The organism is Azonexus hydrophilus (assembly GCF_038368255.1).
GTDB lineage: Bacteria > Pseudomonadota > Gammaproteobacteria > Burkholderiales > Rhodocyclaceae > Azonexus > Azonexus hydrophilus.
This window is the reverse complement of sequence record NZ_CP151406.1, coordinates 1,028,578-1,042,512: the sequence shown is the minus strand read 5'-3', so window position 1 is coordinate 1,042,512 and position 13,935 is coordinate 1,028,578. Positions and strand designations below refer to the sequence as shown.

At 66.6% G+C, this 13,935-nt stretch carries 13 protein-coding genes; 4 read left to right on the top strand and 9 right to left on the bottom strand.

Going from position 1 to position 13,935, the window contains the following annotated elements; genetic code table 11:
* Positions 1-6: 6 nt before the first annotated feature.
* From phnX to AADV58_RS05020, 6 genes are all read right to left on the bottom strand, one after another.
* On the bottom strand, positions 7-819 hold the full coding sequence (gene phnX, locus AADV58_RS05045) for a phosphonoacetaldehyde hydrolase (RefSeq protein ID WP_028995159.1): 813 nt from the start codon (positions 817-819) through the stop codon (positions 7-9).
* A gap of 27 nt (positions 820-846) precedes the next feature.
* Entirely contained in the window at positions 847-2,070 is a 1,224-nt protein-coding gene (locus tag AADV58_RS05040) for an FAD-binding oxidoreductase (protein ID WP_341744228.1), read from the bottom strand.
* On the bottom strand, positions 2,067-3,185 hold the full coding sequence (locus tag AADV58_RS05035; RefSeq protein WP_281985773.1) for a 2-aminoethylphosphonate--pyruvate transaminase: 1,119 nt from the start codon (positions 3,183-3,185) through the stop codon (positions 2,067-2,069). The genes AADV58_RS05040 and AADV58_RS05035 overlap by 4 nt, the downstream gene beginning before the upstream one ends.
* 20 nt (positions 3,186-3,205) lie before the next feature.
* Positions 3,206-4,894, bottom strand: coding sequence for a putative 2-aminoethylphosphonate ABC transporter permease subunit (locus tag AADV58_RS05030; RefSeq protein ID WP_281985772.1), 1,689 nt, complete (start codon positions 4,892-4,894; stop codon positions 3,206-3,208).
* Positions 4,891-5,958, bottom strand: coding sequence for a putative 2-aminoethylphosphonate ABC transporter ATP-binding protein (locus AADV58_RS05025; protein WP_341744227.1), 1,068 nt, complete (start codon positions 5,956-5,958; stop codon positions 4,891-4,893). Before AADV58_RS05025 ends, AADV58_RS05030 begins: the two co-directional genes overlap by 4 nt.
* 64 nt (positions 5,959-6,022) lie before the next feature.
* Entirely contained in the window at positions 6,023-7,051 is a 1,029-nt protein-coding gene (locus AADV58_RS05020; RefSeq protein ID WP_341744226.1) for a putative 2-aminoethylphosphonate ABC transporter substrate-binding protein, read from the bottom strand.
* A gap of 176 nt (positions 7,052-7,227) precedes the next feature.
* Here AADV58_RS05020 and AADV58_RS05015 point away from each other — a divergent pair, with 176 nt between their 5' ends.
* From AADV58_RS05015 to AADV58_RS05000, 4 genes are all read left to right on the top strand, one after another.
* Positions 7,228-7,935 (top strand): FCD domain-containing protein, encoded by a 708-nt coding sequence (locus AADV58_RS05015; RefSeq protein WP_341744225.1) that lies wholly within the window; start codon positions 7,228-7,230, stop codon positions 7,933-7,935.
* On the top strand, positions 7,925-9,256 hold the full coding sequence (gene pbfA / locus AADV58_RS05010; protein ID WP_028995165.1) for a (R)-1-hydroxy-2-aminoethylphosphonate ammonia-lyase: 1,332 nt from the start codon (positions 7,925-7,927) through the stop codon (positions 9,254-9,256). Before AADV58_RS05015 ends, pbfA begins: the two co-directional genes overlap by 11 nt.
* Positions 9,249-10,109 (top strand): EamA family transporter, encoded by an 861-nt coding sequence (locus tag AADV58_RS05005; RefSeq protein WP_028995166.1) that lies wholly within the window; start codon positions 9,249-9,251, stop codon positions 10,107-10,109. The genes pbfA and AADV58_RS05005 overlap by 8 nt, the downstream gene beginning before the upstream one ends.
* Positions 10,110-10,221: 112 nt before the next feature.
* Entirely contained in the window at positions 10,222-10,596 is a 375-nt protein-coding gene (locus tag AADV58_RS05000; protein ID WP_028995167.1) for a Crp/Fnr family transcriptional regulator, read from the top strand.
* 6 nt (positions 10,597-10,602) lie between these two features.
* On the opposite strand, the gene AADV58_RS04995 is transcribed toward AADV58_RS05000, so the two are convergent.
* The 3 genes from AADV58_RS04995 to phoR all read right to left on the bottom strand — a co-directional run bounded on the left by AADV58_RS04995 (position 10,603) and on the right by phoR (position 13,935).
* Positions 10,603-11,784: a glycosyltransferase gene (locus AADV58_RS04995; RefSeq protein WP_341744224.1), complete on the bottom strand. Its 1,182-nt coding sequence runs from the start codon at positions 11,782-11,784 to the stop codon at positions 10,603-10,605.
* Position 11,785: 1 nt separating this feature from the next.
* Complete coding sequence (locus AADV58_RS04990; RefSeq protein ID WP_028995169.1) at positions 11,786-12,586, bottom strand: UDP-2,3-diacylglucosamine diphosphatase; 801 nt, start codon at positions 12,584-12,586, stop codon at positions 11,786-11,788.
* Positions 12,587-12,654: 68 nt separating this feature from the next.
* Complete coding sequence (gene phoR, locus AADV58_RS04985; protein WP_028995170.1) at positions 12,655-13,935, bottom strand: phosphate regulon sensor histidine kinase PhoR; 1,281 nt, start codon at positions 13,933-13,935, stop codon at positions 12,655-12,657.

Here is a 13,935-nt window from a genome sequence, read left to right as displayed (position 1 = left end):
AGCCGGTCAGGGCCGGTCGCCATGCGCGAGACGGTTCTCGATGTCGGCAAGGACCGTGCGCAGATCGGCGATCGTGTCGATCACGTAATGCGCACCGGCACTGGTGAACTCGCGGGCAATGCGGGCACGCAACGCGACCAGCGTATCCTCGTCGGCCGCCTCGAACTCGGCCTGCGTCAGCCCGGCCGGACTGCCGGAGAGCATCAGCCCGACCGTCCACATGCCGGCGTTGCGCCCTTCGAGGATGCCCGGCAGGGTGTCGTCGACCTTGACGCAATGCGCCACGTTGCCGACCTTCAGGTCGAGCACGCACTGCAGCGCCATCCACGGCCCGGGGCGGGCACCGGCGGCGAGATCATCGGCGCAGACGGTGCAGTCCGGCGCGTAGCCATTGGCGGCGGCAGCGACCATCAGTTTTTCCATGACCTGGCGCGGGTAGCCGGTGGTCGAACCGATCTTCAGGCCACGCTCGCGCAAGGCGGCAACCGTCTCCAGCGTGCCGGGAATCAACGCCGCGTGTTCGCCGACGCGTTCGACCTGGAGCGGCAGGAAAGTGCGGTAGATGTGATCGATGTCGTCGCTATTCATCGGCCGGCCGAACTGTGCCCGCCAGCGGGCGTCGACCGCCGGATCGCGGCCGAGCGCCTCGATGTGCTGCCATTTGCCCAGGCCCATCGGGCCGCGCGCTTCGGCCAGGCTCAGGTCAAAGTCATAGGCGGCGCGGAAGGCGTCGACGAAAATTTGAGTCGGAGCGAAGGAGCCGAAATCGACCGTGGTGCCGGCCCAGTCGAAAATGACTGCTTCGAGTTGTTGTTGCATGGGATGTCTCCGTAAGGTGGCGGCAATTCAGCCGGAAGTTTTTCCGGCCCGCGCGGCGGCGCAGGCGGCAAGGAAGTCGGGGGCATAGGGGTCGAAAGCACCGCGCCGGCCCGGAGCGCTGGGCTGTGGATCGACGAAGGGCGCAGCGCCGCGGATCAGTTCGCCGATCAGGCGGCCGACGCCGCCGGCGAAGCTGATCCCCGAGCCGTTGCAGCCGCTGGCGACGTACAAGCCGGCGATCATCGGCGCGGCGCCGACGACCAGTTGCCGGTCGGGCGTGTAGTTGCTCGGCCCGGTCAGGTAATGGGCAATGCCCAACGTGTTCAGCGCCGGGAAGCAGGGCGCCAGTTCGTCGGCCCCCTCGGCCAGGTTGGCCCAGCCGTCGGCGTCGTCCGGATCGAAGACGAAGCCGGCAAGGTCGGCCGGCAGCGTGCGCGCGTCGGCGACCGCCGGCTGGCGCTCGCGGATGCCGAACAGCAGCGCCCCGACCTCGGGCCGGGCGTAAGCGCGGATTGCCGGCAGCAGGACGATGGCGCCGTCGCGCGGAAAAATTGGTGCCGGCTCGCTGATCCAGTACTGGCTGCGTACCGGCGCCATCGGCAGCGGCAGGCCAAGATCGACGCTGAGGCGGTTGGCCCAGGCGCCGGCGGCATTGACGATGACGCTGGCGGCACGCCGGCGCCCATCGGCCAGCTCGACACCCCAGACGCGCCCGGTATCGACAACGACACGTTTAACCTCACTAGCCTCGCAGCGCACGCCACGGGCGATTGCGGCGCGCAGCAGGGCGGTGGCAAACAGATAGGGTTCGACGTAGCACTCGTCGGGGAAGAAAACCGCGTGGTCGAAGGATTCCGGCGCCAGCCAGGGGGCGCGGGCGAGCGCCTCGGCTTTGTCCAGCCAGGTGCTGGCGATGCCGTGCGCGGCGGCGACTTCGGCACGCGCCTGCAACACTGCCAGGTGGCTGGCCGGTGCCGCGTGCAGTGCGCCGACCGTGCGCCGGCCGATGTCTTCGCCGAGTTCTTGTTCGAGTTCGGCCATCGTGCGGAAAGTCTGGCGGGCCAGCGCGATCTGCCCGGGATCGTCGCGCACCATGGTCAGCAGCGCCGCTGCCCGGCTGGTCGCGCCGGCCGCCGGCTGCAGGCGTTCGAGGACGAGGACGCGCTCGCCGAGTCCGTGGCGGGCGAGTTCGTAGGCGACGGCGGCGCCGAAGATGCCGCCGCCGACGATCAGGATGTCACGTTCGTTCATTCAGCTACCGCAACTTGCATGTCGCGCAGCGTCGCAGCCACGGCATCGACGACCTTGGCGATGTCCTGAGCGGTCAGCGCGCCGATGCAGCCGACACGGAAGGTTTCAACTTCGGTCAGCTTGCCCGGGTAGAGGATGAAGCCCTTGTCGCGCACCGCCGCGTAGAAGGTCTTGAAGTCGTAGTTCGGGCTGACCGGCGCGTGGAAGGTGACGATGATCGGCGCCTGGTGTTCGGGTGCCAGGAAAGGACGCAGGCCGAGGCCGGCCATGCCGTCGACCAGCGCTGCACAGTTGGCGGCGTAGCGCGCCTGGCGGGCGGGCAGTCCGCCTTCCTCGGCGTACTGTGCAAGCGCTTCGTGCAGCGCGACGACGACGTGGGTCGGCGGCGTGAAGCGCCATTGCGTGGTCTTCTGCATGTAGATCCACTGGTCGTGCAGGTCCATCGCCAGCGAGTGGCAGTTGCCGGCGGCGGCTTCCAGCGCGCTGCGGCGGACGATGACGAAGCCCATCCCGGGCACGCCTTCCAGGCACTTGCCGGAAGCAGCAACCAATGCCGCAATCGGCATCGTGCGCAGGTTGATGTCGAGCGCGGCGAAGGAGCTCATCGCGTCGACGATCAGCTCGCGGCCCTGGCGGGCGACGGCGGCAGCAATCTCGGCGAGCGGGTTGAGGATGCCAGTACCGGTTTCGCAATGGACCTGGGCGACATGGGTGATCGCCGGGTCGGCGGCGAGCGCCGCCTCGATGGCCGCCGGGTCGGCCGGCTGGTCTTCGGCGAAGCGCAGTTCGACGGCCTCGCGCCCGAGGTAGCTGAGGATCTTCAGGATGCGCGCGCAGTAGGCACCGTTGTTCGGCACCAGCACCTTGCCGTGGCGCGGCACCAGGGTGCCCAGCGCGGCTTCGACCGAGAAGGTGCCGGAACCCTGCAGCGGCACGCAGACGTGGCTGTCCTCGCCGTGGGCGATGGCCACCAGTTGCCGGCAGACGTCGGCGGTGATGCGGTTGAAGGCGGCGTCCCAGGAACCCCAGTCGTGCAGCATCGCCTGTTTGGTGCGCAGCGAGGTGGTCAGGGGGCCGGGGGTGAGCAGCAGCGGGTCGCGGTCGACGGCGTACATGGATAGGTTCTCCGAAAAAATCAGCGCTGGAAATGGCGCCAGGCCTGGTGGCGGCGCAAGAGCAGGTGGGTGAGCAGGGAATAGACGAGACTGATCAGCGCCGAGGTGAGCACGATCAGTGTCGCCATCGCCGCCGCCGGGCCGAGTTCGCCGGCCTCGTCGAGGTTGAGGATGGCGACGGCCGCCGGCAGGGTCTCGCTGGAATACAGGAAGACCAGCGCCGACACCGTGGTCATCGCGTTGATGAACAGGTAACGGGCGATTTCCAGCACCGCCGGCAGGCAGACCGGCAGCGTCACCCGCCACAGGGTGACGAAGCGCGACACCTTGAGCGAGGCCGAAACCGCCTCGAATTCGCGGTCCAGGCTCTTCAGCGCGGTCACCGCGGTCAGGTGGCAGGGCGTGTAGAAGTGCACGACGGTGGCGACGACCATGATGGTCAGCGTGTGATAGAGCCCGTTGAGCGGGTTATCCGGCGAATTGAAGAAGAGGATGTAGCCGATGCCCAGCACCAGGCCGGGCACCCCCATCGGCAGCGCCGCCATCGCCCGCACCGCTGTCCCCAGTGCAGCCGGCCGCGCCGGCGTGCGCTCGAGCAACCAGGCGGTGAGGAAGACCAGCGGTGTGCCGAACAACGCGGTCAGCGCGGCAATCTTCAGGCTGTTCTGCCAGGCGGCCAGGACACCGGCTTCGGCCAGGCCGTAGATGTAGTGGTCGAACGTCAGTTCAAGGTTGTACGGCCAGAAGCGGACCAGAGAGGTATACATCGCCATGCCGAGCACGCAGAGCATCGCCGTCGCCAGCAGCAGGCAGTAGAGCAGCAAGGGCAGGTCGCGGCGGCGGTCGGGACGCGGCTGGTAGGGGACGGCGCGGGCGGTCAGGCTGGCCTGCTGGCGGCGCTGTACCCAGGTATCGATGGCGAAGGCGAACAGCACCGGCAGCAGGAGCAGCAGGGCAACGATGGCGCCGCGGCCGAAGTTGTGCTGGCCGACGACCTGGACATAGACCTCGACCGCCAGCACCGGGAAATTGCCGCCGATCACCTTGGGAATGCCGAATTCGCTGACCGAATAGGCGAATACCACCAGCGCCGCGCTGATCAGCCCGTATTTGGCGGCCGGCAGCGTCACCGTGCGGAAGCGCCGCCAGCGCGAGGCACCGAGCGCATCGGCGGCTTCGTAGAGACGGCCGTCGGCGGTGGCCAGGGCGACGACGAGGATCATCAGGGCGTGCGGAAAGGCCGCATAGACCGTGGCCATGACGATGCCGACCGGCCCATAGACCGAGGCACCGCCCAGCCAGGCCTTGAGCACGCCCTGGGTGCCGAACCACTGGATGAAGGCAATCGCCCCGACCAGCGACGGACCGAGCAGCGCCGACAGACCGATCAGCCGCCACAGGCCGCGCAGCGGCAGACAGGCGCGCTGGATGGCGTAGGCGTAAAGGAAGGCCAGCGGCACCGTGATCACCGTCACCAGCGCCGCCACCCACAGCGTATTCCAGGCCGCCGTCGCCATCCCCGGCGTGGCGGCGAATTCGACGAAGCGGAGCAGGCTGAAAGCGCCGTCGTCGTCGCGCACGCTGCCGACCAGCAGGGCCAGCAGCGGCAGCACCAGGAACAAGGCCAGGGCGACGGCGGCACCGAGCAGCAGGACGCCCGGCAGACGCTCTGCGCCGGAGCGGAAAACAAGCGGCCGGCGCAGGATCATGCCGCCTCCGGCAAGGGCTGCAGATGCTCGGCGGGAATGCCCAGGCGCAACATCGCCCCCGGGCGGATTTCGCGACCGCACAGGTAGTTGCTGGAAAACTGGGCGACCAGCGGCCGACCGTCGGCCGTGTGCGCGCGCAGCGTGACCAGTGAATACGGACCGAGGAACTCGCACTTGAGCACATGGCCGTAGAAGGTGTTCTCGCCCTGGTCGAGGGTATCGTGCAGACGGATGTCCTCGGGACGGACGTAGAAGCGGGCGGTCGCCCCGGCCGGCAGTTCGGCGGCGGTGCGCAGCAGCAGGTCGCCGCTGCGGGCGTGGTGCGGCCCGACGCGTTCGGCTGTGAGCAAATTGCCCCGACCGATGAAATCGGCGACGAAATCGTTGCCGGGCTGGCGGTAAATGTCGCGCGGTTCGCCGATCTGCTGGATGCGCCCCTGCTGCATGACGACGATGCGGTCGGCCATGGCCAGGGCCTCTTCCTGGTCGTGCGTGACCATGATCGTGGTCACCCCGAGACGGGTCTGCAGGGCGCGGATTTCGCCGCGCAGGCGGACGCGCTCGATGGCATCAAGCGCCGACAGGGGTTCGTCGAGCAGCAACAGGTCGGGCGCCGTCGCCAGTGCCCGGGCCAGCGCGATGCGCTGCTGCTGGCCACCGGACAACTGCGCCGGATACTTGGCCTGGGTGCCCGGCAGACCGACCAGTTCGAGCATTTCCTCGACCCTTTGCTTGGCCAGGCGGCGTTCGTTGCGGCTCGAGTTCAGACCGTAGGCGACGTTGTCGGCAACGGAAAGGTTGGGAAACAGCGCATACGACTGGAAGACGATGCCGTAATCGCGTTGCCCCGGCGGCAGCCGGGAAATGTCGCGCCCGGCATGAATGATCTCGCCTTCGTCCTGCATTTCCAGGCCGGCAATGGCGCGCAGCAGGGTCGTCTTGCCGCAGCCGGACGGACCGAGCAGGACCAGGAATTCGCCTTCGTCCACGGCAAGTTCGATGTGATCGAGCGCCACAAACTGGCCGTAGCGTTTGCTCAGCCGGCGGATGTCGAGATGGGCCATGAAACCTCGCAAGATGAAAAAACCGCCCGTCCCCCACTGGGCACGGACGGTTGTCGGGAAGGATTTACTTCTTCGGTTCGGACTTGGTCGAATAACGCTTCTGCCACTCGGCCAGGATGGCGTCGCGGTTCTTGCCCATCCACTCGAAGTCGTTCTTGACCAGGCGCTGCTCGTAGTCGTTGGGCACGTACTTCAGGCGGGTGGCGATGCCGGGCATGGCGACAACGGCAAAGTTCTTCGCGTACAACTCGTTGGCTTCACGGGTGGTCGCCCAGTCCGAGAGCTTCTTCGCCGCGTCAAGCTTGGGCGTGCCCTTGACGATGGCGATCGATTCCATGTCCCAACCCAGGCCTTCCTTGGGGAAGATGATGTCGATCGGGGCGCCCTTGGCGCGCACCGTGTTGGCCCGGTATTCGAAGGCGATACCGACCGGGAACTCGCCGGCGCCGGCCATCACGCAGGGTTTGGAACCGGAGTGGGTATATACCGCGATGTTGTCGTGCAGCTTGTCCATGTATTCCCAGCCGCCCTTCTCACCGAACATCTGCAGCCAGGCGGTGACGTCGAGGAAGCCGGTGCCCGAGGAATTCGGGTTGGGCATGACGATCTTGCCCTTGAATTCCGGCTTCAGCAGATCCTTCCAGCTTTCGATGCGGGGCAGGCCCTGCTTCTGCATTTCGGCGACGTTGTAGCAGATCGCCGCACCCCAGACGTCCATGCCGACCCAGGTCGGCGTCGTACCGGAGGAACGGAAGCGCGGGTTGAGCGCCTTCAGGTTGGCCGGTGCATACGGCTGCAGCATCTTCTCCCGGTCGAAAACGACCATGCTGGAGGCGGCAACGCCCATGATCACGTCGGCCACCGGCTTGGCCTTCTCGGCCAGCAGCTTGGCAGTGATGATGCCGGTCGAATCGCGCGTCCACTTGATCTCGACGTCCGGATGCGACTTGTTGAAGGCTTCCTGATAGGCCTTGAGCTGGTCGGTTTCCAGCGCGGTATAGACATTGAGGACAGTCTTCTCGGCGTGCGCCGGGAGCATGGCCAGGGCCAGGCCGGCAACGGCAAAACTGCGGATGAGTTGCTTCAGTTTCATGCGGATTTCCTCCGGAAATGGGTGAAGGGGGTTTTCCTGCTGACCGGTCTGTCATCGAACTGACATTCCAGCGGACTAGACTGAAGGCATCTTAATGACTGTTTATTGCAGATTGTTGACAATCTACAAATGGACAAATGAATTACAATTCGGCTTTTGAATTTGCCCAGACAGCCATGTCCGAATCCACTTCCCTACCGGCCGGCAGCGTGCTCGCGCTGGTCCAGCGCACCTCCCTGCCCCGCCTGGTCGGCGAAGCGCTGGAAAACCTGATCCTGTCGGGCGAACTGCCGCCCGGCAGCAAACTCAACGAAGCCGCACTCGCCGAACGCTTCGGCATCTCCCGCGGGCCGCTACGCGAGGCCATGCGAGGCCTCGAAGAAAACGGCCTGATCTGCCAGGAAAAGAACCGTGGCGCCCATGTCCGCGAGATCGAACTGGCGGAAGCCGCCGACATCTACGCCGTCCGCGCCGGCCTTGACGCCACCGCCGGCCGCCTCCTGGCCGAACGCATCGACGCCGTGCAACTGGCAGAACTGCGTGATTTTGCTGAACGCATGCAGGCCGCCGCCGGCACGAACGATGTCGACACCTTCCACCGGCTCAACCTGGCCTTTCACGACCGCATCGTCGAGATGACCGGAAATCGCGCCCTGAACGAGGTCTACCGCCGTCTGGTCAAGCAACTGGCCCTGTTCCGCCGGCGCAACCTGCTGGCACCGCAGGCCATCCCGCACTTTGCCGACGAGCACTCGGCCATTGTCGACCGGCTCGCCGCCGGCGACGGCGCCGGCGCCGCCGAAACGCTTTACGCCCACGCCCAGGGCGGCCGGCAACGCATGCTGCGCGACGGAGAACTCGGCGAGGTATCCAATGCCGCCTGAAGTGGACCGCAGCGAAGGCGACATCAACCTCGGCGCCCGCCGCGTCACCTGGCAGGACCAGCATCTCGACGCGGCGACGCGCGCACTGCTGGCCGAGGACGCGCGCTGGTTCCTGCACCAGTCGATGTCCACGCCCTGCCTCAACGCGCTGGCCGGCGCCCAGGGCAGTTGGCTGACCGACCTCAGCGGCCGGCGCATCCTCGATTTCCACGGCAACAGCCTGCACCAGATCGGCTACGGCCACCCGAAAGTGGTCGCGGCGATTCAGGAAACACTGGCGACCTTGCCCTTTTCGCCGCGCCGCTACGCCAACCGGCCGGCGGTCGAGCTGGCCCGCCGCCTGTGCGAAGCGGCGCCGATGCCGGAGGCGCGACTGCTGTTTGCGCCGGGCGGCACGGCGGCCATCGGCATGGCGCTCAAGCTGGCCCGGCTGGCCACCGGCCGCTTCAAGACGCTGTCGATGTGGGATGCCTTCCACGGCGCCTCGCTGGATGCCATCTCGCTCGGCGGCGAAGCCGTCTTCCGCCGCGGCATCGGCCCGCTGCTGCCCGGTGCCGAGCACGTGCCGCCACACGACCCGGGCCATTGCGTGTTCGGTTGCGGCGGCCGGTGCGCGCTGCGCTGCGTCGATTACATCGACTACTGCCTGGGCAAGGAGGGCGACGTCGCCGCCGTCATCGTCGAAACCGTGCGCTGCACCGATGTCCAGGTGCCGCCCGTCGATTACTACCAGCGCCTGCGCCGCATCTGCGACCGCCACGGCGCGTTGTTGATCCTCGACGAAATTCCCATCGCTCTCGGCCGCACCGGCCACCTCTACGCCGTCGAACGCTACGGCATCGAACCGGACATGATCGTCATCGGCAAGGGCCTGGGCGGCGGCGCCCTGCCGCTGGCGGCGCTGATCGCCCGCGCCGGGCTCAACGTCGGCCAGGACATCTCGCTCGGCCACTACACGCACGAGAAGAATCCGCTCGCCTGCGCCGCCGGGCTGGCGACACTCGACGTGATCGCCGAGGAAAACCTGCTCGAACGCAGCCAAACCCTCGGCGCCGCCGCGCTGGCGCAATTGCGCGCGGCGACCGCCGAGCTGCCGGCGGTGATCGAGGTGCGCGGGGCCGGCCTGCTACTCGGCATCGAACTGAACGACGCCGACCTCGCTGAAGCAGTCCTCTACCGCTGCCTGAGCGAAGGCCTGTCGTTCAAGGTCGGCCAGGGCAAAGTGCTGGTACTGGCCCCACCGCTCAACGTGGACGCCGCCGACCTCGACTGGGCGCTGGCCTGTATGGTCGCGGCCTTGCGGGCGGAAAGCCTTGCCTGAAGCTGGTTTACCGGTCAACGTCATCCTCGTCGTGCTGGCGGCTGCGCTGCTGCATGCCGGCTGGAATGCACTGATCCGTGGCGCCGGCGACAAGGGCTTGTACACCCTGCTGCTGCATGCCTGCAGTGGCACCCTGGGCGGCATTGGTCTCATTTTCCTCGGCCTGCCCGATGCCGCCAGCTGGCCCTACATCCTCACCTCGGCGCTGCTGCATACGGTATACATCGCCTGGCTGATGCGCGCCTACGACGGCGGGCAACTGGCCGTCAGCTACACCTTGATGCGCGGTCTGCCGCCGCTGCTGGTTGCCTTGCTGTCCGCACCGCTGCTTGACGAACCTCTGGGCCTGGGCGACTGGCTGGGCATTGCCGCGATCTGCGCCGGCGTGCTCGGCATCGGCCTGGCCGGCGGCCTGACGCCGGGCCGGATCATCGCCCATCCGGCCAGCCGGGCCGCCATGCTCAACGCCCTGATCATCGCTGCCTACACATTGGTCGACGGCATGGGCGCGCGCGCCGCCGGCAATGCGCTGGCCTACGCCTGCTGCCTCTACCTGTGCGAGCCCCTGCTCATCCTGGCCTGGCAGTACCGCCGCCGGGGTCGCCCGATGCTCGAACATTTCCGCACGCACTGGCGCCTGGGGCTGGCGGGTGCCCTATGCTCGACCACCGCCTACGCCGCCGTCCTGTGGGCAATGACCCAGGCACCGGTGGCGATGATCGCGGCAATGCGCGAGAGTTCGGTGGTCTTCGCCGTCCTCATCGGCAGCCTGTGGTTCAAGGAAGGCCGCCTGCGCCAGGGACTGCTGGCCGGCAGCGCGGTGGTACTCGGCATCGTCCTGTTACGCCTGTAAGCGCGCGGCGATTTGCGCTGGATCAAGCTGGGAGTCTTTGTCATTGCCGTGAAATATTGGCAACGACTCGGCATGTTACAAATGGTGCATCCCAACTCCTATGGAAAGCAGCATGGTTTTCTTCGAACTGTTTGCCCACAATCCAACCATCGTTCGCGTAGCGACCGGCGAGACCCTGTTCAAGGAAGGTGACGATGGTGGCCTGATGTATGTGCTGGCCAGCGGCAACGCCGACGTGATGGTCAACAACCTGGTCGTCGAACAGTTGCAGCACGGCAGCATCGTCGGCGAGATGGGCCTGGTTTCACCCGGCCCCCGTTCAGCCAGTGTCCTGGCTACCAGCGACTGCGAATTCGTCGCCATCGACGAGAAGCGCTTCCAGTTCCTGGTCCAGAACACGCCCTTCTTCGCCATGCAGGTGATGCGCGTGATGGCCGAGCGGTTGCGCGCCGTTGACCGGCTGCTGCCGGTCATCGAGGAAATCTGAGCCGACTCAGGCGCCGGCGGTGACCGGCGCCGACGCCGTGCTGCGCGCTTGCAGCAAGGCCCGATAGCAGTCGGCCAGGCGGCCGGCCATGGCGGTATCCGACCAATCGTCGGCCAGCCCCCGCGCCTCATCGGCCAGATGCCCCCAGGCCGCCGGATTGGCCAGTATCCGGCCGAGCACTTCGCCGAATGCCTGCGCATCGTCAGGCGGGGTAAAGCATCCCCGACCGCTGTCGAGGATGTCGGCGGTGCCCATCTCCGACAGGGCGACCACCGGCAGACCGGCGGCCATCGCTTCGAGCAGCACCAGCCCTTGGGTTTCGGTCCGCGAAGCAAAGGCGAAGACATTGGCCGCTGCGTAGCAATCGGGCAGGCCGCGCCGGCGGTCGAGGTAGCCGATGAAACGCACGGCGTCGTTCAAGCCGAGTTCGCTGACCCGGGCCTGCAATTCGCCCATCGCCGGTCCCTCGCCAGCGACCACCAGTAGGATGTCGGGTTGCTGACGGTGGGCATGGCGCAAGGCGTCGAACAGGAAGGCAATATTCTTTTCGTGGGCGACCCGGCCGACGAACAGCGCCACCGGCCGCGCCGGCGCAATGCCGTGGGCCGCCCGGAAGGCCAGCCCGTCGCCACCGGCGAACTGGGCCAGCGGAATCCCGGTCGGCAAGACCTGCATCGGCACCGTCACCCCGTAAGCCTGCAGACGGTCGCGCATCGCCGTCGACGGCACGACCACCGCATCGAGCGCGTTGCACTGGCGGCGCGACAGGCGCCGGGCCTGGGCACGCAGCCAGTTGCCGGGAAGGAAGGGCGCGTAGTACTCGACGTATTCCTCGAACAGCGTGTGATAGGTGGCGACCACCGGCAAGTTGCGCTGGCGGGCGGCCTTGAGACCGGCATAGTGGGCGACGAAGGGCGTCTGCACGTGAATCACGTCGCAATCTGCCGACGCGGCCAGCACCGCCCGGTGCATCGCCCGCCAGCCGACCAGCCGGTCCTCCGGATCGCGCGGCACCGGTCGTCCGGCCACGCGAACGATGCCCGGCTCGTCAGGCTCTTCGCCGTAACGTGGCACCACCAGGCGAACTTCGACGCCCTGCCCGGCCAGCGTCCGGCGGAAGGTTTCGATCGAAGTCGATACCCCGTTGACGCGGGGAAAATAAACATCCGACACCATCAGTACGCGCATTTCAGGCCTCCGCCATGTCTTCTTCGGCTTCGCGCCGGGGCGCGGCCAGGGCCAGGGGCCGGGCTGAGGACACGCCCCACTCGACCAGTTCCAGCCGACCGTCGAAGTGCTCGACGATGGCGGTGCAGGAATCGACCCAGTCGCCGCAGTTGATGTAATCCAGACCGTCGATCTTGCGGATCGTGGCCCAGTGGATGTGGCCGCAGATGACGCCGTCCAGCCCGCGCTCGCGGGCGTGATGAACGGCCGATTCCTCGAAATCGAAAATGAAGTTGAGCGCCGTCTTGACCCGCCGCTTGGCGTAACCGGCCAGCGACCAGTAACCGGGCCGACCAAGCTTGCGGCGTATCCACGACAGCCAGTGGTTGAGTCGGACCAGCAGGTCGTAGGCCTTGTCGCCGAGCACCGCGACCCAGCGGTGGTGGCGCGTGACCTGATCGAACTGGTCGCCGTGGATCAGCAGGTAGCGACGTCCGTCGGCGGTTTCATGCACCAGTTCGTCGGCCACCTCGATGTCGCCGAAAACGATGCCGCAGTAATCGCGCAGGGCTTCGTCGTGGTTGCCGGGGATGAACACCACCCGTTCGCCGGCACGCGCCCGGCGCAGCAGTTTCTGGACCACGGTGTTCTGTGCCTGCGTCCAGCAGATGCTGCGACTCATGGCCCAGAAATCGACGATGTCGCCGATCAGGAAAGTCTGCTCGGCCGGGTATTCGCGCAGGAAATCGAGGAGTCTGTCCGCCTGGCACGCCCGGGTGCCGAGGTGGATGTCGGATAAAAACAGGCTTCTGACTTTTGGCATGTCGCCACGATAGCGGCGGCGCATGAAGCCCCGGTGACGGGGAGATTACAAAACCGTGACGGGGAGGCTCACTCGCAACGCACCCGGCTGGCCGGGAAGCAGGCGGCAAAACGGCTGCCCTTGCCGGGCTCGCTGCTGACTTCGAGCGTCGCCTGATGACGGCTCAGCGCGTGCTTGACGATCGCCAGGCCGAGGCCGGTGCCGCCGGCATCGCGCGAACGACCGCGATCGACGCGGTAGAAACGCTCGGTCAGGCGGGGGATATGCTTGGCGTCGATACCGATGCCGGTATCCTGGACGGCAAACTCCGCGCCTTCCGGCGAAATCCGCCAGATCAACGTGATCGTGCCACCGGCCGGCGTATAGCGCACGGCATTGGCAACCAGATTGGCCAGGGCACTGACCAGTTCGGATTCGGCCCCGAGCAGGTCGCCCTGGCCTTCGCTGTCGAGCACGATATGGTGGCGCCCGGCGGACAAGGCTTCGGCATCGCGACGCAGCTTGTCGACCAGGCTGGCCATGTCGACCAGTTGATCCTCGGGCGGCGGCGCCGATTCGATCGACGACAGGGTCAGCAGATCCTGGACGATGGACTGCATGCGCTGCGACTGCTCGCCCATCAGTTGCAGGTAATGCCGGCGGGTATCCTCGTCGACCTCGATTTCCTGCAGCGTCTCGACAAAGCCCGAAAGGACCGTCAACGGGGTGCGCAATTCATGTGAAACATTGGCGACGAAATCGCGCCGCATGCTGTCCAGCCGGTCGGTCTGGGTGATGTCCTTGACCTGCAGCAGCCAGCAGTCCTCGGCGTAGGACATCAGGTACAGCGACAGCACACGTTCAAAATAACGGTCCAGGCGCAGAGTCAGCGGGCGCGTGTAATCCGCTTTTTCCAGATAGGCCATGAAGGCCGGCGCGCGGACGATGTTGCCGATGGCCTGACCGCGATCACTGGCCGTGGCCAGGCCGAGCTGACGTTCAGCCGTCTTGTTGCAGAACTGGATGCGGAAGGCGCCGTCGAGCAGGACAATGCCGTCGTTCATCGCATGCACGGCGGCGATCAGGCGGGCGATGTCGCGCTCGCGCTGCTCGATCTTTTCCAGCAACTCCTTCTCGTGGCGATAGAGCCGGCGGAACACCTGGTCCCATTCGCCGTCGCCTTCCAGGCTGGCATCGAGCACCCGCTCGCGCGACCAGCGTTCGAGGCGGGAAAAATTCCGGTAATGCATCGACAGATGGATGGACAGGCCGGTGTAGAACAACACCCAGCCCATCCAGGTCTCGACATACCAACCGAGCAGGAAGGAGACGATGACCGTCAGCAGGCCATAGAGCAGCGCCCGTTGCAC